At 59.1% G+C, this 25461-nt stretch carries 28 protein-coding genes and 1 pseudogene; 12 read left to right on the plus strand and 17 right to left on the minus strand.

Translation table 11 applies throughout. The features are described 5' to 3' along the window. Positions 1–9: 9 nt before the first annotated feature. The 5 genes and pseudogenes from ACRC4F_RS26980 to ACRC4F_RS27000 all read right to left on the minus strand — a co-directional run bounded on the left by ACRC4F_RS26980 (position 10) and on the right by ACRC4F_RS27000 (position 2703). On the minus strand, positions 10–225 hold the full coding sequence (locus ACRC4F_RS26980; RefSeq protein WP_438662093.1) for a hypothetical protein: 216 nt from the start codon (positions 223–225) through the stop codon (positions 10–12). Positions 226–242: 17 nt separating this feature from the next. Then, positions 243–449, minus strand: a complete 207-nt coding sequence (locus ACRC4F_RS26985; protein WP_010458694.1) for a DUF6021 family protein — start codon at positions 447–449, stop codon at positions 243–245. 93 nt (positions 450–542) lie between these two features. Then, a pseudogene (locus ACRC4F_RS26990) lies at positions 543–1270 on the minus strand (peptidase C39 family protein). A 412-nt stretch (positions 1271–1682) separates the two neighbouring features. Further along, positions 1683–2432: a TerC family protein gene (locus ACRC4F_RS26995; RefSeq protein WP_438662094.1), complete on the minus strand. Its 750-nt coding sequence runs from the start codon at positions 2430–2432 to the stop codon at positions 1683–1685. 28 nt (positions 2433–2460) lie between these two features. Further along, positions 2461–2703, minus strand: coding sequence for a hypothetical protein (locus ACRC4F_RS27000; protein WP_438662095.1), 243 nt, complete (start codon positions 2701–2703; stop codon positions 2461–2463). Positions 2704–2838: 135 nt separating this feature from the next. Here ACRC4F_RS27000 and nhaR point away from each other — a divergent pair, with 135 nt between their 5' ends. Continuing rightward, positions 2839–3738, plus strand: coding sequence for a transcriptional activator NhaR (nhaR, locus tag ACRC4F_RS27005; protein WP_438662096.1), 900 nt, complete (start codon positions 2839–2841; stop codon positions 3736–3738). A gap of 4 nt (positions 3739–3742) precedes the next feature. On the opposite strand, the gene ACRC4F_RS27010 is transcribed toward nhaR, so the two are convergent. After that, positions 3743–4897 carry an MFS transporter gene (locus ACRC4F_RS27010; RefSeq protein ID WP_438662097.1) on the minus strand — a complete coding sequence of 385 codons (1155 nt, stop codon included), beginning with the start codon at positions 4895–4897 and terminating at the stop codon, positions 3743–3745. 279 nt (positions 4898–5176) lie between these two features. Here ACRC4F_RS27010 and sstT point away from each other — a divergent pair, with 279 nt between their 5' ends. Then, entirely contained in the window at positions 5177–6409 is a 1233-nt protein-coding gene (gene sstT / locus ACRC4F_RS27015) for a serine/threonine transporter SstT (protein ID WP_438662098.1), read from the plus strand. 200 nt (positions 6410–6609) lie between these two features. Here sstT and ACRC4F_RS27020 read toward each other — a convergent pair whose 3' ends face one another. Next, positions 6610–7119 carry a DUF1993 domain-containing protein gene (locus ACRC4F_RS27020; protein WP_109629256.1) on the minus strand — a complete coding sequence of 170 codons (510 nt, stop codon included), beginning with the start codon at positions 7117–7119 and terminating at the stop codon, positions 6610–6612. Positions 7120–7258: 139 nt separating this feature from the next. Here ACRC4F_RS27020 and ACRC4F_RS27025 point away from each other — a divergent pair, with 139 nt between their 5' ends. Then, positions 7259–7906 (plus strand): YceH family protein, encoded by a 648-nt coding sequence (locus tag ACRC4F_RS27025; protein WP_438662099.1) that lies wholly within the window; start codon positions 7259–7261, stop codon positions 7904–7906. Between the two features lie 185 nt (positions 7907–8091). On the opposite strand, the gene ACRC4F_RS27030 is transcribed toward ACRC4F_RS27025, so the two are convergent. Both ACRC4F_RS27030 and ACRC4F_RS27035 read right to left on the minus strand, forming a co-directional pair. Further along, complete coding sequence (locus ACRC4F_RS27030; RefSeq protein ID WP_438662100.1) at positions 8092–8610, minus strand: cupin domain-containing protein; 519 nt, start codon at positions 8608–8610, stop codon at positions 8092–8094. Positions 8611–8852: 242 nt separating this feature from the next. Beyond that, on the minus strand, positions 8853–9671 hold the full coding sequence (locus ACRC4F_RS27035; RefSeq protein ID WP_438662101.1) for a shikimate 5-dehydrogenase: 819 nt from the start codon (positions 9669–9671) through the stop codon (positions 8853–8855). Positions 9672–9917: 246 nt separating this feature from the next. Between ACRC4F_RS27035 and ACRC4F_RS27040 the strand changes: the two genes are divergently transcribed. The 3 genes from ACRC4F_RS27040 (at position 9918) to ACRC4F_RS27050 (ending at position 10996) form a co-directional block, all read left to right on the plus strand. Then, positions 9918–10283: a hypothetical protein gene (locus ACRC4F_RS27040; protein WP_094468152.1), complete on the plus strand. Its 366-nt coding sequence runs from the start codon at positions 9918–9920 to the stop codon at positions 10281–10283. 235 nt (positions 10284–10518) lie between these two features. Next, positions 10519–10713, plus strand: coding sequence for a hypothetical protein (locus tag ACRC4F_RS27045; protein ID WP_003179723.1), 195 nt, complete (start codon positions 10519–10521; stop codon positions 10711–10713). A gap of 100 nt (positions 10714–10813) precedes the next feature. Next, positions 10814–10996: a hypothetical protein gene (locus tag ACRC4F_RS27050; RefSeq protein WP_095128871.1), complete on the plus strand. Its 183-nt coding sequence runs from the start codon at positions 10814–10816 to the stop codon at positions 10994–10996. On the opposite strand, the gene ACRC4F_RS27055 is transcribed toward ACRC4F_RS27050, so the two are convergent. Together ACRC4F_RS27055 and ACRC4F_RS27060 are read right to left on the minus strand one after the other, a co-directional pair. Next, a complete protein-coding gene (locus ACRC4F_RS27055; protein WP_438662102.1) occupies positions 10993–12054 on the minus strand; it encodes an AI-2E family transporter in 1062 nt (353 codons plus the stop codon). The genes ACRC4F_RS27050 and ACRC4F_RS27055 overlap by 4 nt on opposite strands. A 237-nt stretch (positions 12055–12291) precedes the next feature. Next, a complete protein-coding gene (locus ACRC4F_RS27060; RefSeq protein WP_438662103.1) occupies positions 12292–13155 on the minus strand; it encodes a LysR substrate-binding domain-containing protein in 864 nt (287 codons plus the stop codon). A 96-nt stretch (positions 13156–13251) separates the two neighbouring features. On the opposite strand from ACRC4F_RS27060, the gene ACRC4F_RS27065 reads away from it, so the two are divergent. After that, on the plus strand, positions 13252–14157 hold the full coding sequence (locus ACRC4F_RS27065) for a DMT family transporter (protein WP_438662104.1): 906 nt from the start codon (positions 13252–13254) through the stop codon (positions 14155–14157). Positions 14158–14244: 87 nt separating this feature from the next. Beyond that, complete coding sequence (locus ACRC4F_RS27070; RefSeq protein WP_438662105.1) at positions 14245–15678, plus strand: hypothetical protein; 1434 nt, start codon at positions 14245–14247, stop codon at positions 15676–15678. A gap of 31 nt (positions 15679–15709) precedes the next feature. On the opposite strand, the gene ACRC4F_RS27075 is transcribed toward ACRC4F_RS27070, so the two are convergent. Together ACRC4F_RS27075 and ACRC4F_RS27080 are read right to left on the minus strand one after the other, a co-directional pair. Further along, positions 15710–15940, minus strand: a complete 231-nt coding sequence (locus ACRC4F_RS27075; RefSeq protein WP_438662106.1) for a hypothetical protein — start codon at positions 15938–15940, stop codon at positions 15710–15712. Positions 15941–16032: 92 nt separating this feature from the next. Then, positions 16033–16746, minus strand: a complete 714-nt coding sequence (locus ACRC4F_RS27080) for a FadR/GntR family transcriptional regulator (protein WP_438662107.1) — start codon at positions 16744–16746, stop codon at positions 16033–16035. Between the two features lie 280 nt (positions 16747–17026). Between ACRC4F_RS27080 and ACRC4F_RS27085 the strand changes: the two genes are divergently transcribed. Beyond that, positions 17027–18373 (plus strand): MFS transporter, encoded by a 1347-nt coding sequence (locus tag ACRC4F_RS27085; protein WP_438662108.1) that lies wholly within the window; start codon positions 17027–17029, stop codon positions 18371–18373. Positions 18374–18398: 25 nt separating this feature from the next. Further along, the gene (gene gudD / locus ACRC4F_RS27090; RefSeq protein WP_438662109.1) at positions 18399–19742 is read left to right on the plus strand and encodes a glucarate dehydratase; all 1344 of its coding nucleotides are present in this window, start codon (positions 18399–18401) and stop codon (positions 19740–19742) included. Between the two features lie 31 nt (positions 19743–19773). Here the strand turns inward: gudD and ACRC4F_RS27095 are convergent, their stop codons facing one another. Then, positions 19774–20646 carry a LysR family transcriptional regulator gene (locus ACRC4F_RS27095; protein WP_438662110.1) on the minus strand — a complete coding sequence of 291 codons (873 nt, stop codon included), beginning with the start codon at positions 20644–20646 and terminating at the stop codon, positions 19774–19776. Positions 20647–20807: 161 nt separating this feature from the next. On the opposite strand from ACRC4F_RS27095, the gene ampC reads away from it, so the two are divergent. After that, positions 20808–21974 (plus strand): class C beta-lactamase, encoded by a 1167-nt coding sequence (gene ampC / locus ACRC4F_RS27100; RefSeq protein WP_438662111.1) that lies wholly within the window; start codon positions 20808–20810, stop codon positions 21972–21974. A 217-nt stretch (positions 21975–22191) separates the two neighbouring features. On the opposite strand, the gene ACRC4F_RS27105 is transcribed toward ampC, so the two are convergent. Then, the gene (locus ACRC4F_RS27105; protein ID WP_438662112.1) at positions 22192–22569 is read right to left on the minus strand and encodes a DUF6124 family protein; all 378 of its coding nucleotides are present in this window, start codon (positions 22567–22569) and stop codon (positions 22192–22194) included. 766 nt (positions 22570–23335) lie between these two features. After that, positions 23336–23899, minus strand: coding sequence for a DUF4174 domain-containing protein (locus tag ACRC4F_RS27110; protein WP_438662113.1), 564 nt, complete (start codon positions 23897–23899; stop codon positions 23336–23338). A 180-nt stretch (positions 23900–24079) separates the two neighbouring features. Between ACRC4F_RS27110 and ACRC4F_RS27115 the strand changes: the two genes are divergently transcribed. Next, positions 24080–24448 carry a VOC family protein gene (locus ACRC4F_RS27115; RefSeq protein WP_438662114.1) on the plus strand — a complete coding sequence of 123 codons (369 nt, stop codon included), beginning with the start codon at positions 24080–24082 and terminating at the stop codon, positions 24446–24448. A 19-nt stretch (positions 24449–24467) separates the two neighbouring features. Here ACRC4F_RS27115 and ACRC4F_RS27120 read toward each other — a convergent pair whose 3' ends face one another. Then, entirely contained in the window at positions 24468–25253 is a 786-nt protein-coding gene (locus ACRC4F_RS27120; protein WP_438662115.1) for a sulfite exporter TauE/SafE family protein, read from the minus strand. Between the last annotated feature and the right edge of the window lie 208 nt (positions 25254–25461).

The raw sequence follows: 25461 nt of genomic DNA on the forward strand, positions 1-25461 counted from the left end.
CGTCTGGCGTCAGTCGTTGGGCAACGGCATCTGGTCGTCATCCGGAATGCCATCCCCGGCGCTTGGATCTTTCATGCCATGGGGATGCTCCGTAGGGACCACCATCGGACGCGCCAAAGGATCTCTTAACGGATCGTTCGGATCCTGCACCGGATCAACGCCTTCTTCGGGCGTCGTGGGCACACTGTCCGGACGTTTATCGTTGAAACTCGAATCAGTAGACATACGCACCTCATCAAGGGTCAGGGTTTCAGATCAGCGAGTGGGTCATAAGGCTTCGCCGGCGCCTTGGGATTGTCGCCCGGCTTCACATCCCTCGGCGCCTTGGCGGGCCCGATGGGATCGACCTGAGGGTCGGCGAGGTCCGGCGAATCGGGGTCGAAACCCAACTCGTCGCCCGAAGAATGTTCGGATGAATGCGGGCCGTCGGGGGTATTGGAATGTGCCATGGGCGCCTCCTGAGATCTGGCCCGGAGAAACCGGGCCTTGTCCTTTAGAGACCCGTCGCGCCCGACGGTGCCGGGCAGATGACGAACGGAAACTTACTGCGCGGTCAGCGCCTTCTTCGCGCGTGCAGCGGCCTGCTCCTGACCGGCCTTGGCGAGATCGCTCGCCGCGTTCAGCCAGCGTTGCTGATCGACATTGGCAGGGATCTGATCAGGTTTCTGGATGAGTACAGCCCAGCCGCCCGCGTCTTTGAAAGAAGACTCAAACGAACTGAAACTCATCAGATTCCGGCGATTCATCCCGGCCCGCAACAGGACTGTCTGCTTCTGACGATTGTAACCGGCGAGAATGGCATAACGCGGTTCGGCCCACAGCGCCGAGCCTTCAGTGAAGCGCACCATGACCGGATAGCCGGCCGCGACCTGGGTCAGCAGCGCCGGCAGATTGCTGTCAAGGGGATAAACTACCATCCCGTACTCACGAGCAAGGTTCTGCATGTTCTGCTGCAACTGCGCTTCAGCCCCCGGCAAATGCAGGGGTTTTTCGAGTAATCCCGGCGTAATCACGATGCCTTGCTGCGCCAGCATGCTGGCCAGCACCTGAGGTCCGCTTTGATGGTCCTGGCCCCGATAGAACGTGCCACTCAGCTCGACCCGTTCCGGCAATCGCTTGATCTCCGGCGCCACACTCCCCGCGCATCCTGCCAATCCTGCAACGCAGCCGACAATCAGCGCCGCCGTTCGAATTCGAGAAAATACCCGCTCCATCATCACTCTCTTGTTCAGACGCCAGGCAACACGCTCCCGGCTTGGCCGTCGATCATAGGACGCCACGCGACGCCGGTATAGCCTTAACCCGCAGTTGCGTGCATTCGATAGAGCGAACTGATTGATGACAGGCGACCTTTGGTCAATAGCCTGAAACACGGCAGCGACTAGACTGTCATTTGCAAAGAGTGTGTGCCCGCGGCAGGGCAAAGAGGAGGCACTGATGAGCCTGACAATGACAATCGTGATGTTGATTTCCGGCTGGCTGGCTGTGGCCGCCGCCATGTTGTGGGGCGTCTTGCGGATTACCCGTCGGCACCATCACCACCCCGTTCAATCGGCGCCCGTGGCGAAGACCGATAAACCCGTTGCACATCACGCGACCGCGCACTGATCCTTTCGGATTCGCAAACAAAAACGGCCGCCTGAGCTCTTTCGAGCGCAGGCGGCCGTTTCTTGTTTCGCGGCTTAAGCTTCAGCCGCTATTTTCTTCTGCTTGGCCCGACGCGACATCATGTTCAAACCTTCGATCGTTGCCGAGAAGGCCATGGCCGCATAGACGTAGCCTTTAGGCACGTGAGCACCGAAACCTTCCGCGATCAACGTCATGCCGATCATGATCAGGAAGCCCAGCGCCAGCATCACCACCGTCGGGTTGTCGTTGATGAATTTGGCCAGAGGATCAGCCGCCAGCAACATCACCAGCACCGACACCACCACCGCGATGATCATGATCGGCAAGTGCTCGGTCATGCCGACAGCGGTAATGATGCTGTCGATGGAAAACACCATGTCCAGCATCAGGATCTGACCGATCGCGGCAGCAAAACCCAAAGTCACGGTCGAAGTCGCCGACGTCGGATCATCCGGGGCCGGGTCCATGCTGTGATGGATCTCGGTCGTCGCCTTCCACAACAGGAACAGGCCACCCGCGATCAGGATCATGTCCTTCCAGGAGAACGCATGGCCGAGAATATCGATCACCGGCTCCGTCAACTGGACGATGAACGCGATGGTGCTCAGCAGGCCAAGTCGCAGGATCAACGCCATGCCGATACCGATGCGGCGTGCTTTCTGCCGATGCTGCTCGGGCAGTTTGTTGGTCAGGATCGAGATGAAGATGAGGTTATCGATGCCGAGCACGATTTCCATGACGATCAACGTGGCCAGGGCAACCCAGGCGGTGGGGCTTGCAGCAAGTTCTAAAAGGTATTCCATGGGTCAGTCCTGACTCGTTGTAAACGGTTTAGATTTCCTGGGACGAAGATTCGGTTTTGCGCTTGTCTTCGGCCGATGGTTCTTTCTTGCTGATCAGGCCGCCGGTGGCATCACTGATCGCTTGTTCGGCGGCTTTGTGGGTGTCGTCGATCGCCTGTTTGGCGGTTTCGGCGGCCTTGCCCATCAATTGCTGAGCGCTTTTCTCAGCTTGGTCGCAACCGGCCAGTACCAGTAAAGACGTGATCAGCAACGCCGTGGTTTTAAGCTTCATGATGCTTTCCTCGATAGAACAGAACGGGCCTAAACGATGGCCCGTTGATAGCGAGGCATTCTAGGGAGGCAAACACTTCAGGAAAATTCGTATTTTCAGCGGTTATACTTCGATTTTTACGAACTGTAGGTCGTCATGCTCAACTATCGGCAATTACATTACTTCTGGGTGGTGGCCAAGACCGGCAGCATCGTGCGCGCCTGCGAGCAGTTGAATCTGACGCCGCAGACCATCAGCGGGCAGATTTCTCTGCTCGAACAAACCTATGGCATTGAGCTGTTCCGACGGGTCGGTCGGCAACTTGAACTGACCGAAGCCGGGCGTCAGACCCTGCCCTACGCCGAGCAAATGTTTCAGCTGGGAGGCGAACTGGAGTTGATGCTGCGCGCGCAACCCAACGAGCAGCAGATCCTGTTCCGGGTGGGCGTCGCCGATGTCGTGCCCAAATCCATCGTCTATCGACTGATCGCGCCGACCATGGAATTGAGCGAGCCGCTGCGCATCACCTGTCGCGAAGACAAACTCGAACGCTTGCTCGCCGACCTGGCGATCCAGCGCCTGGACCTGGTGATTTCCGACAGCCCGATGCCGTCGCACCTGGACATCAAAGGCTATAGCCAGAAGCTCGGTGAATGCGGAATCAGTTTCTTCGCCACCGCGCAATTGGCGGCGCAGTACGGCCAGGATTTCCCCCGCAGCCTGCACGGTGCACCGTTGCTGATTCCCGGGCCGGAAACCGTGGTGCGCAGTCGCTTGCAGCGCTGGTTTGCCGAGCAGCAGATTCAGCCGCGCATCGTCGGCGAGTTCGACGACAGCGCGTTGATGCAGGCTTTCGGTCAATCGGGCAGCGGGATTTTCATTGGCCCGAGCGTCATTGCCGACGAAGTGAAACGCCAATATGGCGTGGAGTTGATTGGCCAGACCGACGCTGTGACGGAGTCGTTCTATGCCATTTCAGTGGAACGCAAGGTCAAGCACCCCGGCATTGTGGCGATTACCGAAGGTGCCCGACGCGAGCTGTTCACCGAGGTGTGAAAGGTCAGGCGCAGACTTCGCGCGGCTTCATGGTCATCAGCGCCATGGCCAGCAGAATCGAAACCAGGATAAACGCGGCTGCGGCAAAACCCAGCCCGCCCAGGCCAACACTGTCGATCACCCGTCCGCCTACCATCGCGCCCAAGCCGATGCCGAGGTTGGCCCCGGCAATGTTCAGCGACGCGGCAAAGGCCGGCGCCTCAGGCGCAGCCTTCATCAATCGCACATGGCTGACCAGGAACAATGCGGCCTGGGTCACGCCCCAAATCCCCATCGCCGCCGCCAGACCGAGGGGCGAATGAATGTTCGGCACCAACGCCACCATGCCGGCGATCATGAATGCGCAGAACATCATCGAAGCCATCAGCGGATGACGATCCACCGCACGACCGCCCAATGAGTTGCCGATCAAACCGACCGCGCCGAAGCCCATCAGGCACCAGCCGACCAGCGTGCCGTTGAAACCGGCGAGGCGCTCGAGGATGTCCGCCAGGTAGGTATAAGCGGTGAACATGCCGCTGAACACCAGGATCGACAGCAACACATGGCCCAGCATCAACGGGCTGCGCAGGATTTTGAACTGCGAGCGGAAGCTCACCTGATGCTGATGCAGATTGGTTTTCGGCAGGTAGATAAACAGAAGCAACGCCTTGGCAAACGCGATCACCGCCAGAATGCCAAAGGCACTGCGCCAGCCGAACGCGTCGGAAATCAGCGTACCCACCGGAATGCCGAACACCGTGGCGCAGACAATACCGAAACCGATCTTGGCGATCGCGCGCCCGGCGTAGTCCGGCCCGACGATGTCCACTGCGGTTTCACTGGCCAGCGCCCAGAACACCGGCAATCCCAACGCGGGGATCAGCCGGGCGATGGCCATCACCCAGATGTTCGGCGCAAACGCCGCCAAGGTGTTGGCCAGGCCGAACATGATCAGCACCGAGATGAACAGCTTGCGCCGCTCGAACCGCGCGAAGTACGCGGTCAGGAACGGTCCGAATGCGGCGACGTTGAAGGCGAACAAGGTCACCAGCAAACCCGCTTGTGGAATGCTGACCGCCAGGTCTCGGGCGATCGCCGGCAACAGGCCGACGATGATGAACTCCGTGGTCAGCACGGTAAAACCGGCGGCTGACAACAGAAGGATGGGCAACAGCATGCAGAACTCCAGAAAACGACGACACCAGCGATAGCCCGAGGGCTCACTGGCATGACTTGAAAATGAGGATGCGCAATCTTAACAGAGTGTTTCCGATCAGGGTTGCACGAACCTGCCGATCTTGTTGATCTCGCGGGCGGCAGATCGTCACAGGTCTGAAGGATCAAGACCACGCTGTGATAAAGTCCGCGCCCTGCGATACGTACACACTGTTCATCGGCCATTCAATGGCATTGATGTCGCGATACCCCCGCACCTAATAATCAGAGATGCCGTTTTATGACCGCTTCATCCCCTTCCCTATTGCACCGCTTGAAACGCACCAGCCTGGTCACGCAAATCATCATCGGCCTGATCGCCGGGATTGCCTTGGCGCTGTTTGCGCCGGACGTGGCGAAGTCCACGGCGTTCATCGGCAAGGTCTTCGTTTCGGCACTGAAAGCTGTCGCGCCGATTCTGGTGTTCGTGCTGGTCATGGCGTCGATCGCCAACCATAAGCACGGCCAGGAAACCCACATCCGGCCAATTCTGTTTTTGTACCTGCTGGGTACTTTTGCCGCCGCGGTGGTCGCGGTGGTTGCGAGCATGATGTTCCCGTCCAGTCTGGTGCTGTCCACCCAAGACATCGCGGTGACGGCACCGGGTGGCATCAGTGAAGTGCTGCAAAGTCTGCTGCTCAGCGTGGTCGACAACCCGGTCAGTGCGCTGATGAACGCCAATTTCATCGGCATTCTGGCCTGGGCGATTGGCATGGGCATTGCGATTCGCCATGCCGGTGACACCACCCGCGAGGTGCTCGGCGACTTGTCCAATGGCGTGACGCTGATCGTGCGCCTGGTCATTCGATTCGCGCCGCTGGGGATCTTCGGCCTCGTCGCGTCGACCCTCGCCACGTCTGGCTTCGGCGCGTTGATTGGCTACGCACATCTGCTGGCCGTGCTGCTGGGCTGCATGCTGTTTGTGGCGTTGGTGATGAACCCGATGATTGTGTTCTGGAAACTGCGTCGCAACCCGTACCCGCTGGTGCTGATGTGCCTGCGTGAAAGCGGCATCACCGCGTTCTTCACCCGCAGCTCGGCGGCGAACATTCCGGTCAACCTGGAATTGAGCAAGCGTCTGGGCCTGCATGAAGATACTTATTCGGTATCGATCCCGCTGGGTGCGACCATCAACATGGCCGGCGCGGCGATCACCATTACCGTGCTGACGCTGGCGGCCGTGCATACCCTGGGCATCGCCGTGGACATCCCGACCGCCATTCTGCTCAGTGTGGTGGCGGCGATCTGTGCGTGCGGCGCTTCCGGCGTGGCCGGTGGTTCGTTGTTGCTGATTCCGCTGGCGTGCAGCCTGTTTGGTATTCCGAGTGAAATCGCCATGCAGGTGGTGGTGGTCGGCTTCATTATTGGTGTGCTGCAGGATTCTGCGGAGACTGCGCTGAACTCGTCCACTGACGTGCTGTTCACTGCCGCCGCTTGCCTTGGTGAAGAAGCAAAAGCAGAACGCCTGGCGTAACACTTAACCCTGTAGGAGTGAGCCTGCTCGCTATAGCGCACTGTCAGCCAACATCAATGTTAAATGTAAGGCCCTCATCGTCGGAACGCCGCCCGGAGCCGGCTCACTCCTACAGGATCTGCGGTGCAAATGAACAATGTGCATCCATGAAAAAGCCCCCGCAACCTCAGGCTGCGGGGGCTTTTTTGTACCTGAGCGGTTTAGAACGCGCCCATGTAATCGCGCTTGCCCACTTCCACGCCGTTGTGACGCAGCAGTGCGTAGGTGGTGGTGACGTGGAAGAAGAACTGCGGCAGGCCGTAGCTCAGCAGGTAAGCCTGGCCACTGAAGCGCTTCTCTTTCGGTGTGCCTGGACGGGTCACGATCTCGATGCCTTCCTTGCCGTCGATCTGTTCAGGCTTGATCTCGCCGATGTAGGCCAGAACCTTGGCGATCAAGGCTTGCAGTTCAGCGAAGGTGGTTTCGGTGTCGTCGTATTTCGGCACTTCGATTTCGGCCAGGCGCGAGGAGACGCCTTTGGCGAAATCAACGGCGATCTGCACCTGACGCACCAGCGGGAACATATCCGGGTACAAACGGGCTTGCAGGAAAGCGTTCGGGTCAATGTTCTTGGCAGTAGCGTGGGCTTCGGCCTTGTTCAGAACGTCGCTCAGGGCGTTGAGCATTTGTTTGAAAACAGGAACAGAAGCGGCGTACAGGGAAATAGTCATGACAGTCTCGTGTGGTGACAGGAGGGAAACGTGGGCCGATTATAGCCATGCCCGCCCCTCCTGCGGCTTGTCTTTTATCCAGCAAGGATTAGGCTAGGCGGCTTCGACTGCATGCTTTCACGGCAAAGGGAAAAGCGCGATGAGCACTGAGCAAGAAACGACCTTCGACGAGCCGCGGCTCAACAGCACGGAAATCCGCATTCTGGGCTCTTTGATCGAGAAACAGGCCACCAGCCCGGAAACCTATCCGCTGACCCTCAATGCGCTGGTGATTGCCTGCAACCAGAAAACCAGCCGCGAACCGGTGATGAACCTCACCCAGGGTCAGGTCGGCCAGAGCCTGCGCGCCCTCGAAGGTCGCGGCTTTACCAAGCTGGTGATGGGCAGCCGGGCCGACCGCTGGGAGCATAAGGTCGACAAGGCACTGGAACTGGTGCCGGCCCAGGTGATTCTGGCGGGCCTGCTGTTTCTGCGCGGTCCGCAGACGGTCAATGAACTGCTGACCCGCAGCGGCCGCATGCATGATTTTGAAGACGCCGAACAGGTGGTGCATCAGCTGGAACGATTGATTGCTCGTGGGCTGGCGTTGTTGATACCGCGTCAGGCCGGGCAGCGCGAAGACCGTTACATGCATGCGTTGGGGGATCCGGCGGATATCGAGGTCATCCTCGCCGCCCGACAAAACCCGGCCGAACGCGGCGCCGGCAGCGGCGTGTCGGTTGAGCGGATCGAAGAGCTGGAAGCGCGGATCGCAGCGCTGGAAGAACGCCTGGCCCGCCTCGAATAACCACCACGATCTCTGTAGCAGCTGCCGAGCAGCGCGAGGCTGCGTTCGGCTGCGCAGCAGTCGTAAACCTGGTAAGCAAGGTTTACCTGACACACCGCAGAGCATGACTTCACGACTGCTGCGCAGCCGAACGCAGCCTCGCAGGCTCGGCAGCTGCTACAGGGGTCTGCGCCATGTCTGGAAGGTTATTCGCCATCCCAATAATCCACGCCATCGCCCGGCCGGGCGATGGCGACGAAGCCTGTGGCATTGCCTTCGGCGTCGATCTTGAAGTCATCCATCACCGCGTATTTGCCGGAATCCGGGTACTCGCAAATCTCCGGTGATTGCTGGGTGCTGACCGCCAGGTAGCGCAGCTCGTCATTGCTGGTGTTGATGATCTGGTGCGCCGCTTCAGGACCGCCCGGCGGGCAGGCGATCACATCACCGGCGCGAATCGGAAAACGCTCGGTACCGAGCCGAACCTCCCCTTCCCCGGCCACCACGTAAAACATCTCCTCGTTGACCCGATGACTGTGAAACGGGCTGCCACGCATGCCCGGTTCCAGCACGTACAACCGATAACCGAGCTTTTGTGCACCCAGCTGCTGACCGACGCGGGCTATCCGCTGTTGATAGCGGCCGGCGGTTTCACCGGTGGGCGCCAGGGCTTCGGGCAATGATTCGAGTTCGACCTGATGCAGGTTGAGGATGGGGGGATGCATGGGAACCTCGGTCACGGTTTTGTTTGTTGGGGCGGCAAGTCTTTGCTTGCTGGCGGGGAGTATAGGCGGGGAAATGTGCGGCACCTGATTGGGCATGCCAGGGGACCGAGGTGCGCCCATCGCGAGCAGGCTCGCTCCCACAGGGTCTGTGTCGGACACAAAATGTGTGTACGACGCAGATCCCTTGTGGGAGCGAGCCTGCTCACGATGAGGACAGTACAGCCAACCAATAATCTGAAGGATCAACCCCGAGCAAACTCCACCGCTTTCTTGAACTGCTCATCCGTCGGCCGCACGCCGGTGTACAGGACAAATTGCTCCAGCGCCTGGATCGCGATCACTTCCAGCCCGGTAATCACCCGCTTACCCTCGGCCCGACCGCGCACGATCAGTGGTGTCTCCGAGGGAATCGCCACCACATCGAAGACAGTCTCGGCAGCAGCAATGGTTTCAGCATCGAACGCCAGCTGATCGGCCTCCGGCCCGCCGCTCATGCCGATCGGCGTGACGTTGATCAGCATCTGCGGACGCTCAGCGCCCAGCTCCGCCTGCCACCGATAACCCAGCGATTCAGCCAACGCCCGCCCGGCGCGCTCGTTACGGGCCACGATCAGGCCGTTTTTATAGCCGCCATCGCGCAAGGCACTGGCCACAGCCTTGGCCATGCCGCCGCTGCCGCGCAGGGCAAAGGTCGACTCCTTCGACACCTGATGGGTTTCCAGTAACTGGGCGATGGCGATGTAATCGGTGTTGTAAGCCTTGAGGTGGCCATCAGTGTTGACGATGGTATTGATCGATTGAATGGCCGCGGCGGAAGCATCCAGTTCATCAACCAGTGCAATACAGGCTTCCTTGAACGGCATCGACACGCCACAACCACGAATGCCCAATGCTCGAATGCCGCCAACGGCACCCGGCAGATCCTGACTGCTGAACGCCTTGTAGTAGAAATTCAGGCCCAACTGTTCATACAGATGATTATGAAACCGCAGGCCGAAGTTGCCGGGACGTCCGGACAGCGACATGCACAGCTGGGTGTCTCTGTTGGGATTCATCTGCATGAAACTTCTCCTTCTATAAGCACTTTCAGATGGACGGGATTAGCCAATCCATCGGGTCTGTTCGATCATGACGACGTGTCTGCGCGAGGTATCGCGGGACCGTCAGGAAGCCGGTACAGACCTTACACAAAATTTACCCAACGGCTGTGCTGATTTTCAAAAAAACGCTGTCTTAGAGGTATCCCCGCGACAATCCTTGGGTCTATTGCAGACGCAAGCGCCGGGTCGAAGAACCGAGGAATTATCATGATCCGTAAAATCCCCACAGTTGCCTTGCTGCTCGGCGCTCTTGCTATCACAGGGCAGGCAGAGGCTGGCGGCGGTCACGGTTGGCAGGGTCCAGCGGTATTTGGCGCGATCGTTGGTTCGGCAATCGTCGGCTCGGCCATCATCAACAGCAACCGGCCGGTCTACGTACAGCAACCGGTCTACGCCCAGCCACAGCCGGTCTATATACAACAGCCGCCACCGGTTTATTACCAGCCGGCGCCGGTCTACGTGCAGCAACCGGTCTACTACGCACCGCCGCCCGTCTACTACGGCCCGCCACGTGGTTATTACGGTCCACCGCGCGGTTACTACGGCCCTCCCCACGGTTATGGTCGCTGGTAACAGACTCATCAGGCCCCGCCTTATCAGCGGGGCTTTTTTGTGACCGTTCGTCGGCAAAGGTCTGGAAAAATCGCGTCAAGGTCGCTGTCGGGACAGTGATTACGGTTCAAGTTGGCAAGATTGACTCGACCGCCCTTCCCCCGTATCGGGGAAAACGGTCATATTTATGTCATGCCAGGTCCGCAAGCTTGGACCGGTCCGTAAACAACAGGTTGATAAAAACAAGGACGACCTCATGCCCACGCAAAACCCGCACCGCATTGTCGGCTTGTGCACTTCCAGCAAGGTGTACAACGCGCTGACCGAACTCAAGCACCTGGAAGGCCATCGCAGCGCCAAGTTTCTTTCGCTGCTGGCAGAAAACCTGGTGCGCAAAGGCCTGCTCAACGAGCAGGAAGTGGTCCATATGCTTGATCTGGTGGTCGACTGAGCCCAACACTCACTCGCGTCAATGACGACTATCGAAAGTGTTGATTGTCCGTCCAAGAGGCAGGTCCGTAAGGTAGCTCCATAGATCGATGGAGGTACTTATGTCCCAGGTTCAAATCATGTCCGTTATCGGCAGCGCCGTTCCCGCACCGCTCAGAGAGCTAGGATTGCTCGCCTGTTGGTATCTGGTGCAGGACGGCGAACCGATCAGCGGACCGCTCACCTCGCTGCCGGCCGCCCAGGCACTGTCGCAACGAATCGGCCAGGGGCAGCTCAGCGCCTAAGGCAGCTGCACCCTTGGCTTGGTTTCGATGAAGATGGCCCAGCTCGACATGAACAGCGCCGCGATCAGCGGCCCGATGACAAAGCCGTTCAGGCCGAAAATCGCCAGACCGCCCAAGGTCGAGATCAGGATCAGATAGTCCGGCATCTTCGTATCCTTGCCCACCAGGATCGGGCGCAGCACGTTATCCACCAGCCCGATCACGAACACACCAAACAACGCCAGCACCACCCCCTGCCAGATCGCTCCGGTGAACAGGAAAAACGCCGCTACCGGTGCCCATACAATCCCCGCCCCCACCGCCGGCAACAGCGATAGAAACGCCATCAATACTGCCCAGAGCAACGCGCTCGGGATGTCCAGAAACCAGAAAATCAAACCGCCCAGCGCGCCCTGCGTGATTGCCACCAGCAGGTTGCCCTTTACGGTCGCCCGGACCACGCGATTGAACTTGAGCTGCAAACGGCGTTTCTGGTGTTCCTGCAGCGGTATGGCGGCGCGAACTTTACGGGCCAGTTCAGCGCCGTCTCGCAGGAAGAAGAACAGCAAGTACAACATGATGAAAAAGCCCACTACAAAATCGAACGTACCCTGACCGAAACTGAAGACTTGCGTGGCGACAAACTCATTGCCCGTCACCGCACTCTTGATGATTTTCTCCCGCAGCCCGTCCAGCTCACCGACGCCGGCCCGATCAAGCAAATGCTGGAAGTACGGCGGCAAGCTGTGTTTGAAATGCGTCACGTACCCGGCGATGTCCAGCTCGCCGCTTTCGATACTCTTGTAAAGCGTGGCCCCTTCCTGGACCAGCAAGATACTGAGGATGATCACCGGCAGAATTGCGCTCACCAGACAGACGCTCAGGGTCAGCAGCGATGTGAAGTTGCGCTGCCAGCCGAACTTCAGTTGTATCCGGCGCTGCAGCGGTGCGAACAGAATCCCGAGGATTACCGCCCAGAACACCGCGCCGTAGAACGGCAGCAAAATCCAGATGAAGGCGGCAGTGACCACCCCAAGCAAGATCACCAGCGATTTGTTTTGTACGGTCTCTTCGTTCATGTCCGATCCATGTCAGTGCGCAGGAGCAATGCCCTTCTCGTGAAGAGCGGTGCTGATGCTTAGTCCGCCACGGTTCGCGCGAGTGCCATCCGTTTGTTCATCAAGCATAGATCCAGATTAATGAACCCCGTCGGCAAGCCGATTAGCCTCGTGGACTTTTTGCGACCGACAGCGCCATGACTCTCCTTGCTCCAGCATTGAACGGTTTGCGCGAGCAAGATCGCTACCGGTAATCGGCTAAGCGAACTCCTCACGCAACATCGCCACAAACGCTTCCCGCGCCGGGTGAACCCCGGCGTTTGCATGCCAGTAAAACAGGTTGTCGATGGCCGTCAGCTCAGGAAACTCAAACCCCGCGCACCCCGCCCCTTTGGCGTACTGATCGAACACGCCTTTGGGCACCAGCGCGACCCCGGCGCCGGCACTGACGCACCCGACAATCGCCCCATAACTGGCCAGGCTGACAATCGGCAGCGCCTGCCCCTGGCGCAACAACCAATGCTCAAGCGCCGCCCGGTAAGGACAGCCCTGCGGCCACATGAACACGGTCTTGTCCTGCAAATCCGTGATATCGCGCACTGGCCCCAGGGATGTCGAGGCAATCAGCAGCAGCTCTTCGCGGTACATCGGCGTGCGCTTGAGTTGCGAGCGCTCGACATCCACCGCGACGATTGCGCCGTCGAGTCGATGGTTGAGGGTGTCATCGAGCAGTTGGCTCCATGTGCCGGTGGTCAGTTCCAGCGCGACGCCGGGATAACGCTTGTGAAACTTCGCCAGCAGACGCGGCAGGCGACCGGTGGCCGAGGACTCGATGGCGCCAATGCGCAACGGCCCGGACGGTTCGGCCGAAGGGTCCACCGCGCGCTTGGCTTCAACGGTCAACGCCAGAATCTTCGAAGCGTAAGTCAGGAACGTCTGCCCCGCCGGGCTGATGCGCAAACCTCGTCCCTCGCGAAGAAACAGCGCCACACCCAACTCCGCTTCCAGCGACTTGATGCGCGCCGTGATGTTTGACGGCACGCAATGCAACAGCTCCGCCGCCCGGGCGATGCTGCGGACGTCGGCGACGGTCTTGAACATGCGAATCTGCGCCAATTCCATACATCACCCAAAGTGAACAGTTGACGCAGTATAAGTCAGTTGTGGCGAACGGTTCGACTTCCGATACTCGGTGCTTAAACCCACCGGTGATCGACCATGAAGCCCTCCACGCACACCCTCAAAATTCTCCTGGCCATGGTGTTTGTCGTCGCCTGCTGGGGTTACTCACCGACTGGCATCCACATCGGTTTGCAGGCCTATGACCCCGGTCACCTGGCACTGCTGCGCTTTCTGATTGCCTCGGTCTTTATGGCGGTCGTTGCTGCGTTCAAAGGCATCAGCTTGCCGAAGCTTCGGGATCTGCCGTTACTTTTTGTCCTCGGCTTCTTTGCCGTGAGCCTGCACCACGTCGCCCTGAACATCGGCCAGCAAAGTGTCAGCGCCGGCGCTTCCAGTGTGTTGGCGCAATCGACGCCATTGTTCAGTACCTTGCTCGCGCGGTTCGTGTTCAAGGACCGGGTCAGCGCCTGGCGTTGGGGATGTGTTTTATCGGGATTGATCGGCGTGGTGATTGTGGTAGCCGGTGATCGCGGGCTGGGCAGTATCGATGCGCACGGGTTGCTGATCTTGCTGGCGGCGGTGTCCTGGAGTTTTTACTTCGCCTTGCAGAAGCATCATTCCGGGCGCTACGACGGTTTGACGCTGGTCTGTTACACGGTCTGGTCGGGCACGGCGTTGTTGCTGATTTATCTGCCGGGGTTGGCCGGCAAGGTCGTCAGCGCACCGATGCCCGTGCAATGGGCGGTGTTGGCATTGGGCGTATTTCCCAGCGCCCTCGCCTATCTCGCCTGGGCATTTGTGCTGGCCCACATCGACCTGAGTCGGGCGACCATGACGCTGTACCTGATTCCGCCGACCGCCATGGCCATTGCGGCGTTTGCCTTGGGTGAGCAGCCGACGTTGATGATCGGGATCGGTGCACTGGTGGTGCTGATCAGTGTGCTGGCGTTGAATCTGGAGCGGCGCCCCGCTGTGATCCCCGCGCAGCGCGCCCGGCCATGACTGCCAGCAATGCACGATTAAAGAAATGCCCTGCGATGCCGACGTCCTCTGTTCACATGAACGTGACGTCATCGCCTGGAATTGCTTATGAACCGTTTCGCTGCTGCCTGTGTGCTAGGGATATTGTCCGGCTGCGCCAGCCCGCCACCACCGACACCCACCCCACCGCCGTACCGGCAGCCGGTTCTGACTGTGCAAGAAGTGTTTAATAAAACGCCACTGGACAACTCAGTGATGCGTAACGGCGATACGCTCAGCTATCAGGTTCATACCCCGGCTTACACTCGCGATGGCGTACCGAGCGTTGTGCAGCTGCAAGCGGACTGCAAGGTGCCGGATGTCAAACTGCTGTTTCTCGACAATTTCCGGCTCACGATGTTTGCTGGCAGTCCCGAGCACACACCGCTGACGCTACCGATTCCCAAAGAACTGGCAGCCACGCTGGCCAGCAAGCCAGAGTTTGTCAAAGCCTGTGCGCGCACGGCACCGTCGGACTGGCGCATTGTCCATCGCAACGAAACAGCACGCTGGGTGATGATCGACATCAACAGCCTGAAAACCGAGGGCAACATCAGCCGGTTCTGGGGTGGATTCGATGACCCCGCGCTGCTCAGCGACAAGCCCGACCTGCAACTGTTCGGGCAGATTCGCGAGCGTTATGAAGTCGATTGCGCACGCAAGACCTATCGGGTGCTGAGCTCATTCCAGCTCGGCCCGAACAATCGGATATCCATGGGCGGAGTGCTCAACGACCCGCCGCAACAAGTCTTCGCCCAAGGCCTCGCGGACACCCAGACCCTGCTGAACGCCGCGTGCAGCGCGCCATCGCAGCGCTCGACGCTGCCGGTATACGCCGCCCGCGAGAAACGTGCGCTGAGCTATCAGATAGAACCTGTCCCCGCTTCGGTCCTGAAGGCCATCGCCGACTTAAAACTTGCGCCCCCCAGCCGGACACTCAAGCGCACGGTGTCGAAACTCAATATCACACACTTTTACCTATCGAAATCGAGCGCGGAGGCCACGTTGGTGTTCGACACCGACGCTCAAAGCGGACAATTGCGCGAGCATCGGGACAAGGCTCCATCCGACGGGTACACCGTCAGTTTCAGGGGCTTGTTGCCTCTGGCAGAACAATCCTCGCACACCGACAGCAAGCGCGGACCACCGAGATACAAAGTCACCGACACCCGGCAATTGAGTTTCACCGGAGACTGGCAGCGCATGCCGGTCGGTGCGTCGCTGGAACTGCACGCCACCAAGCGGGAACGAAGCAACATCGACGGTGAAAAAATGAACCTGGAAAGTGTGCGCTGCACCGTGCAGCGCGTGCTTGACGCCGCCCAGGTCAACAGCGAATTGAAAGGCGCTGCCAAAGAATTGCGCTGCCAGTTTGACCTTGGCCAGAAACTCGAACTCGACAGCAAGATTTACTACCTTGAAGACTACGCTTACTTCTTTGCGTCCTCGTCCGGTCGAGGGGGCACATCGAGTCTCGTAACGCTGATCAAGGCCGAGGAATAAAGAAAAACCCGGCACATTGGCCGGGTTCTTTTTATCGCCTGTCATCGGATAAAGGGGTTGGCTCATCCGCTGGCGGCACGTCCTCATCAGCGGCTGGATCCTTCCAGTCTTCAGGTCGATCAGCGTCTGCGGCAGCCGGGTCCAGCGAAGGGTCCCTGCCGGGCGGAGCATCTTGATCCAGTGTCGGCTCATCGGTGCCGGGCATGGGTCTGGTGGGGTCGGTATCGGGTGTTCCACCCTGGAACATTGAGTCGTTAGCCATGACGCACCTCATTGATGAGGTCCAGCAAATCTGGGCCGTACTCGTTGGAAGCGAGCGCCCGGATGGCGTGCTATCGAATGGACAAACGGTCGTCAGCTGCCCGCCGAAAACCGGTCTCGGCTGTTGGTCAGGTGCAGCCACATGGCGGCGCGCGCGGCGTCCGGGTCTTGCCGTTTGATCGCGTTGAGAATCGCCTCATGCTCAAGGTTTGCCAATTGCCCCAGCTTGCTCAGATCCGCCGCACCACGCTCGGCGGCATTGACGCGGGTCCGGGGAATCATGGCGCTGCCCAAGTGCTGCATGATTTCGGTGAAGCACACGTTGCCGGTGGCCTCGGCGATCAGCAGGTGGAAGCGCTTGTCGGCCTCGACGCAGCTGTCGTTGTTGGCGAGCAGGCTTTGATAATCATCGAGCGCTTCGCGCATCTGCAGTAACTGATGATCGGTGCGACGACTCGCCGCCAGCGCCGCGGCCTGGGTTTCCAGGCCCATGCGCAACTCCAGAATGCTGCGCACCCCCAGTGCGGTATCGACATTCAACCGCAACCCCTGTTCCGGTGCGCGCTCCAGCACAAAGGTGCCGATGCCGTGACGGGTTTCCACCAGGCCTGAAGCCTGCAATTTCGAGATCGCCTCACGCACCACCGTACGGCTGACCCCGTGCTCCTGAACAATCGTGTTCTCCGACGGCAGCTTGTCTCCCGGCAACATTTGCCCGAGCAAGATGCTTTGGCTCAGCTTGGCCACCAGGTCATGGGCCAGGTTATGGGTGCGCTTGCGCGCGGGCGCGTCGAAGTCTTCTTGCATGGTGATCATCCATAAGCAGTGCTGACGGAATCGTAGCACCGTGCCCGACTGGAATCTCAAGAAAAAACGCTCTACTTGTATGACAACACTCAACAACTGCCGATAAACCTCCACCTAACAGAGCAAGCAAAACCTCAAAAATAATAAAGAATCTGAGAATTAGCTCCATTTTGTTGGACAAGAACGCTTGCAGGTCAAAAAAAACTAGTTGTATGATGTCTATCAACATCGCAACACTCCGCTACACCCCGCATAAAAATAATCAGTGGGAGAAAACCAAGTGAATACATCCATTTCCGGGATGCACGATGGCGCCGATTCGGTCCTGAAGTCCGCCATCTCGAAAGTCAAACGTCATGTCCTGCCGCTGTTCGTGATCATGTTCATCGTCAATTACATTGACCGGGTGAACATCGGCTTCGTCCGCGCCCACATGGAACACGACCTGGGCATTGGTGCTGCCGCCTACGGCTTGGGCGCAGGTCTGTTTTTCATCGGTTACGCGCTGTTTGAAGTCCCCTCCAACATCCTTCTGCAAAAAGTCGGCGCACGCATCTGGCTGACCCGCATCATGCTGACCTGGGGCCTGGTTGCTGCGTGCATGGCCTTCATCCAGAACGAAACCCACTTTTACATCCTGCGATTCCTGCTGGGCGTAGCGGAAGCCGGGTTCTTTCCCGGGGTGATTTATTACTTCACGCGCTGGTTGCCGGGTGTCGAGCGCGGCAAGGCGATTGCGATTTTCCTCAGCGGTTCGGCCATTGCCTCGCTGATCTCCGGTCCGTTGTCCGGGTTGCTGTTGCAGATCAGCGGATTCGGCATGCACGGCTGGCAGTGGATGTATTTCATTGAAGGGATGTTCTCCGTGGGGCTGTGCGTGTTCGTGTGGTTCTGGCTGGATTCCAAACCCCACGACGCCAAATGGCTGACCCGCGCCGAACAAGATGCGCTGGTCAAAGCCATCGATGACGAGCAACTGGCCCGCGAAGCTGCGACACCGGTCAAGCCGTCGCTGGGCACGCTGCTCAAGGATCGGCAGATCATCCTGTTCTGCCTGATCTACTTCTTCATCCAGCTGACTATTTACGCCGCGACCTTCTGGCTGCCGAGCATCATCAAGAAGATGGGCGACCTCAGCGACGTTCAGGTCGGGTTGTTCAACTCGATCCCTTGGTTGCTGTCGATCGTCGGCATGTACGCCTTCGCTTCGCTGTCGGCGAAATGGAAAAACCAGCAGGCCTGGGTCGCCGCTGCGCTGCTGATCGCGGCGGCCGGGATGTTCATGTCCACCACTGGCGGACCGGTCTTTGCCTTCGTTGCGATCTGCTTCGCGGCGCTGGGCTTCAAGTCTGCATCGTCACTGTTCTGGCCGATCCCTCAGGCCTATCTGGATGCGCGAATCGCGGCGGGCGTGATCGCGCTGATCAACTCGGTGGGCAACCTTGGCGGCTTCGTTGCACCGACCACGTTCGGTCTTCTCGAAGAACACACCGGCTCGATTCAGGGCGGACTGTATGGTTTGGCCGCGACGTCGATCATCGCCGCGATCATTGTCTTCGCCGCGCGCAATACACCGAAAACCGCACCTGCCGTTGCACTGGGCAAACCCGCGCCCAATCACGCCTGAACCACTGTTTTTGAAGGACAAGAAAATGAACCCACAAGACACCGCCAAAGCCCCGATCATCACCAGCATGCAGGTGGTTCCGGTGGCTGGTCACGACGGCATGCTGCTCAATCTGAGCGGCGCCCACGGCCCGTTTTTCACTCGCAACATCGTGATCCTCAAAGACAACGCCGGTCACACCGGGGTCGGCGAAGTGCCGGGTGGCGAACGTATTCGCCAGACGCTGGAAGACGCACGTTCGCTGGTGGTCGGCAGCCCGATCGGTACGTATCAGAAGATCCTCAATCAGGTGCGTCAAACCTTCGCCGATCGCGATGCCGGCGGTCGTGGTTTGCAGACGTTTGACCTGCGCATCACCATTCACGCGGTCACGGGCCTGGAAGCTGCCCTCCTCGACTTGCTCGGCCAGCATCTGGATGTACCGGTCGCGGCCCTGCTTGGCGAAGGCCAGCAGCGCGACGAAGTGAAGATGCTCGGTTATCTGTTTTATGTCGGTGATCGCACCGAAACCGATCTGGCTTATCGCAGCGAACCGGACGCCGACAACGACTGGTTCCGCGTACGCCACGAGAAAGCCATGACCGCCGACGCCGTGGTGCGCCTCGCCGAAGCCGCGCACGCCCGTTACGGTTTCAAGGACTTCAAACTCAAGGGCGGCGTGCTCAGTGGCGACGAGGAAATCGAAGCGGTCACCGCATTGGCAGAACGCTTTCCCGATGCACGCATCACGCTCGACCCCAATGGTGCGTGGTCACTCAAGGAAGCCATTCGGCTGTGCCGCGATCAGCATCATGTGCTCGCTTACGCCGAAGACCCGTGCGGGGCAGAAAACGGTTACTCGGGCCGCGAAGTGATGGCTGAGTTCCGTCGCGCCACAGGCCTGAAAACCGCGACCAACATGATCGCCACCGACTGGCGGGAAATGGGCCACGCGATCCAGTTGCAATCGGTGGACATTCCGCTGGCCGACCCGCACTTCTGGACCATGCAGGGTTCGGTTCGCGTGGCGCAGATGTGCCACGAATGGGGCCTGACCTGGGGCTCGCACTCCAACAATCACTTCGATATTTCCCTGGCGATGTTCACCCATGTCGCGGCGGCGGCGCCGGGTGAAATCACGGCGATCGACACGCACTGGATCTGGCAGGACGGCCAGCGCCTGACCAAGGCTCCACTGCAAATTGTCGGTGGTTGCGTGCAGGTTCCGAAGAAACCGGGGTTGGGGGTTGAGCTGGATCTGGATCAGTTGGCCAAGGCCCATGAGCTGTACAAAGGCATGGGACTGGGCGCGCGGGATGACAGCGTGGCCATGCAGTTCCTGATTCCGGGTTGGAAGTTCGATAACAAACGGCCGTGTCTTGTGCGCTAATCCCCTCGAAACGCTCCCACAGGTTTTTGTATCAGCCCGACGCTTGCAGCAGCCACTCCTTGAACATGGTCATCGCCGACGTTTCGGGGCGCGATTGCAAGCGCGTCAGCCAATAGCTGCCGGTGGTGATGCCGATGTCGAACGGTTGCTCGATCGCCCCTGCCGCCAGTTGCCTGGCGAACATCAGTGGCGGCGCCAGGGCGATGCCGGCGCCCTGTAACGCCGCCTCCATCATGGCGAGCGAGGAGTCGAACACGATGCTCTTGGGTGGCGGCGTATTGGCCGGCAACCCGGCGGCCAGAAACCACTCGGGCCACTCGTCCGTGCGGTAGGAACGCAACAGCGTCTGCTTGAGCAGGTCGGCGGGTTCTTGCAACTGCCCGGCGATTTCCGGAACGCAGAGCACCGACAACGGCGCCTCAATCAGCTTTGAAGCTTCAATCCCGTGCCAGGCTCCTGCGCCGAACCGGATGGCGTAATCCAGCCCTTCGGCGGCCACGTCCACCCGGTTGTTGTTGGTCGACAGGCGCAAATCTATGTACGGATGTTTCGACTGGAAGTCCGCCAGCCGCGGCAACAGCCAACCCACTGCAAATGTCCCCACGGCGCCCACGGTCAACACTTCACGAAAATGCCCGCCCTCAAATCGCTCAAGGGTTTCGGCAATCCGGTCGAAGGACTCGCGCAATACCGGCAGTAAGGTTTCCCCTTCACTGGTCAGCATCAGCCCGCGGGGCAAGCGTTTGAACAAGGTTACGTTAAGCTGGGCTTCGAGGCTTTTGACTTGATGACTGACCGCCGCCGGCGTCACGAACAGCTCCACCGCCGCCCGAGTGAAGCTCAAATGGCGTGCGGAAGCCTCGAAGGCGCGCAACGCATTCAGCGGCAGATGAGGACGAATCATGCCCACTCCCAAATTTTTCTAATGGCTAACCCGAAATATCGTCGTTTGTCGATTGTCGTTCGACTGCCTAGATTTGGCGCGACCGTTAGCCGTCCGGTTTTGAAATCCGTTCGGAGTGTAGCGGGTAAAGTAATGGCAACTCATGGAGAGTGGTTCCAATCATGTACAAATTTCATCTGCCAAGACTGGCGTCCTTCAGCGTTTTCGCCCTATTGCTCGGTGCAAGTCACTGTATGGCCGCAACAAAATCCGACGATCAACTCGACGCTTTGGTCAAAGCCGCCATCGGGCCGGTGATGCAGCAGGAGAATATCCCTGGCGTCGCGGTCGCGATCACCGTGAATGGTCAGCAGCATTACTTTAACTACGGCGTGGCCTCGAAAGAGGACGGTAAAGAGGTCAGCAAGGACACGCTTTTTGAAATCGGTTCGGTGAGTAAAACCTTTGCCACCACGTTGGCTGCTTACGCCCAGGCCAGCGGCAAACTGTCTTGGTCTGACCGGGCCAGCCAGGTGTGGCCTGAGTTGAAAGGCAGTGCGTTCGACAACATCAGCGTGTTGCAACTCGGCACTTACACTGCGGGCGGGCTGCCGCTGCAGTTCCCCGATGAGGCCGATCATCAAGACAAAATGCTCGCCTATTTCAAGCAGTGGAAACCTGTGTATGCAGCGGGCACCCACCGTCAGTATTCGAACCCCAGCCTGGGGCTGTCCGGTTACCTGGCGGCCAAAAGCATGGGCCAGCCGTTCGATGAATTGATGGAAAAGACTCTGTTGCCGAAACTCGGGCTCAAGCACACCTACCTCAAGGTGCCGCAGGATCAGATGGCGCTTTACGCCCAGGGTTACGGCAAGGACGGCAAACCGGTGCGGGTGAGCCCGGGAGCGCTGGATTCGGAGGCGTACGGGGTGAAGACCAGTGCTGCGGATCTGCTTCGGTATGTTGAAGCGAACCTGAAACCGGCGACACTGGAGAAGCCATTGCAGCAAGCGATCGCTCTCACTCACAGCGGCTATTACACCGTGGGCGAGATGACGCAAGGGTTGGGTTGGGAGCACTACAACTATCCGGTCAGCCTCGATACCTTGCTCAGTGGCAACTCGACGGAAATGGCGATGCAGGCGCATGAAGTGAAGTGGCTGAACCCGCCGCAACCTGCGAAAGACACGGCATGGTTCAACAAGACCGGGTCAACGGGCGGTTTCGGTGCTTATGTCGCGTTCGTGCCGTCGAAAGACATCGGCATCGTTATCCTGGCGAACAAGAATTACCCGAATGCGGAGCGAATCAAAATCGCCCACAAAATACTGAGCGCCCTGACTGAATAAACCACGCTGCTTAACTGTGGCGAGGGAGCTTGCTCCCGTTGGGCTGCGAAGCGGCCCCAAAACCGACGACCTCGGTATATTTGATGAACCGTGCTGAATTGTTTTGGGGCGGCTGCGCCACCCAACGGGAGCAAGCTCCCTCGCCACAGGGGGTCAATGTTGGCAATAAAAATGGGCGACCTCCTTTGAGGTCGCCCATTTTCGTTATTACGTCGGCTCAATGCCGAGTCGGCGGCTGAACGTCAGGCCCATCGTTCCCCGAATCAAGATTGTCCCGAGCCTGCTTTACCAACAACTCCGCAATCCCCGCCAACTGCTGAATCGCCCCGAGCACAATACGGTTCGAGCCATCCAGCTTGCCGGCAAAATTTGCAATCACGGCATTCAGGGAAGCAAGGGTTTCGCTGGCCTGACGCAAGAGGGTAATGGTGTCGACGCCCGGGGCAACAGACAAGATCTCGCTGATCGGGACGGAACGTCTGGGCTTGCGCACACGAATGCTGGTGTCGCGCCCGGTCGTATCGCCAAGCCGTACAAGCCTCAGGTGACTGGCATCGGTTGTGCCTTGCGCATCATTTTTGCCGAACTTCTTCATAGACGAGGCTCCTTTTTTGGTCATTGGTATTGTTCGTCCCTGGATCCCTCAGTGTTGCGGACTCCCACGTCCGACCGCGAGTTTTGCGGTGGCTGACAAAGGCTAACGACGCGCTCTGACAGAAACCAGTTCATGAAGTCCGACAGGACTTGCAGGAAATTTCCGAGACCAATGAAATCAACACATCTCCCCCGCGGAGCACGCGTTTTTTGTAGCAGCTGCCGAGCAACGCGCTGTGGCGAGGGGATTTATCCCCGTTCGGCTGCGAAGCAGTCGCCAATTCTGCGCACGCGGTTTACCTGATAGACCGCAGTGCCTGATTTCACGACTGCTTCGCCCGAGCGCGGACCGAGCCGAACGCAGCCTCGCAGGCTCGGCAGCTGCTACAGATCTGCGCAGCAAAAAAAGGGCGACCCATTAAGGTCGCCCATCATCTTCACTGCGCCTGCTATCGTCGCCCGATCACATCCATCAAATCACAACCATCACGGCAACTGAACAGCACAACTTCTTCGCCGAGGCGGGCTACACCAAAGGCAGCAACATCGAACAGCCTTGGCCTGTGACAGTCAGTTATCGCTACACCTGGTAACCGCGTTGGCGCAAAGCTGTGGCGAGGGAGCTTGCTCCCGCTGGGCTGCGAAGCGGCCCCAAACCTGCCGCCAAAATCTTTCAGAATGACCGCGCCGCCTGAATTCACGACTGCTACGCAGCCGAGCGGGAGCAAGCTCCCTCGCCACAGGTTTGGAGTTGTTCAAATGAATCTTTAATCGTCGGGCATTTCCGGGGGCTTGGTGGGTTTTGCCGGTTTACCTGGTTTTGCACCTTTGACGCCTTTGGCGGCCGGTTCGGCGACAACGGGTGTCACGACTGTCGGCGGTGCGGCTTCTTTCTCGGTTGCCGGAAGAGCGTCGATGGTGTCGAAGATTTTCTTCAGATCGACCGACTTTGATTCATCCCCCGAACTCTCGAACTTCTTCTCGCCGTCCTTGCCCACCAGGATGACTTTGGGTAACGCCCCCGCACCGAGTTTCAGCGAGCGGATCAGTGCCATGGTGTCCTGTTGGCCAAGGTCCTTGCCGTCGAGCTGACCGAACATATTCAGCACCGTGTAGACCCTGATATTGCGTTGGGCGATACCTTCCTTGTTGGCCGGATCATTCAGCGACTTTTTCAGGCCCGTCCAGACCGGGTCAACGGTGCTGGGAGCAATCACAATCAGTGGCCGTGCCCTGCCCTTGTCTATGTCCAGCGGTGAGCCGTCTTCGGCGGCGAGCAAGGGGCCGGCGAAAGCCAGCAAGGTAGTCAGGGTCAAAGACCTGATGAGCATGCGCATCTCCTTTTGATATCCACGCTCTAATGATTGCGCATCGCGGCGATCGTTCCGGGTGACGCACCGCAATTGTGTTCCGCCTTGACCCAAGCTTAGGTCAGGGCGGTCATTGCGCAACAGGTTGAGCTAATCTCATCGCTCATAATGAGCCGCCTGACCCGCCGTGAGGACCCTGCCATGAGCGCTCAGTTGAACCACACCATCGTCTGGTGCCGAGACAAGCAAATCTCCGCCCATTACCTCGCCGAGATCCTTGGCCTGCCCGGTCCCGAGCCATTCGGACCGATGCTGATCGTCAAGCTCGACAATGACGTGTCGCTGGATTTCTACGACAACGACCCGCCGATCACCTCCCAGCACTATGCGTTTTTGATCGCCGAGGAGGATTTCGATGCGGCCTTCGCTCGCCTGCAAGCGCGCGAGCAGCCCTGGTGGGCCGATCCCGGCAAGCAACGGCCGAACGAGATCAATGATTACGGCGGTGGCCGGCGGATTTATTTCGATGACCCGGACGGGCATCTGCTGGAGATTCTCACGCGTCCCTGACGCGGCAAGTCGTGGCGGTTCAGAACGCCAGTTTGTAGCCGATCAGCACCAGCATCGTGGCCAGGCACGGGCGCAGCACTTCGTCAGAGATGCGACCGGTCAAATGGCTGCCCAGGTAAATCCCCGGCAGCGAACCGATCAGCAAGTAACCCAGCACATGCCAATCCATGTTGCCCATGCTCGCATGGCCCAGGCCGGCGACCAGGGTCAGGGGAACGGCGTGGGCGATTTCCGTGCCGACGAGGCGGCGCGTCGGCAACAGCGGATAGAGGATGAACAGCGCCACGGTGCCGAGGGCGCCGGCACCAATGGAGGTCAGCGCGACCATGGTGCCCAGCACCAGGCCGGTGATGACCGTCAATACATTCAGGCGCGAACCGCTGGGGTTGTACTGGCCGCCCGCACGTTTGTGGGCGAAGTCGAGCAGGCGTTTCTTGAAGAAAATCGCCAACGCCGTGGCAAAAAGGACAAAGCCTAGCGCCTGTTTGATGACAGCGTTCATCGCATCGGGCGAGGTCTGCAAACTGCTCAGGAACCACAGCGTCAGTGCCACCGCAGGCACGCTTCCGAGCGTCAGCCAGCCGGTAATTGCCCAGTCGATGTTGTTGTTCTTGCGATGAACCAGCACACCGCTGGATTTGGTAATGGCCGCGTACAGCAAGTCGGTGCCCACCGCCGTGGCCGGGTTGATCCCGAACCACAGCAGAATCGGGGTCATCAACGAACCACCGCCCACGCCGGTCATGCCGACGATGAAGCCCACGACCAATCCTGCAACCACCAACCCGAAGTTAACGAAATCCATTAACACGCCCACAAAAAACACATGAAAAAACTGGCCCGCAGCATAGCGATTTTTCTTATAACCACTTATATCGATGCGGACTATCGTTATTCCACAACACACCATTTTCTCTAGGCCCCCAATTCCCTGTGGGAGCGAGCCTGCTCGCGATGGCGGTGTTTCAGTCACATTGATATTGAATGTGCCACCGCTATCGCGAGCAGGCTCG

Origin of the sequence: Pseudomonas sp., assembly GCF_051660785.1 — a bacterium.
In the GTDB taxonomy this organism is placed as follows: Bacteria; Pseudomonadota; Gammaproteobacteria; order Pseudomonadales; family Pseudomonadaceae; genus Aquipseudomonas.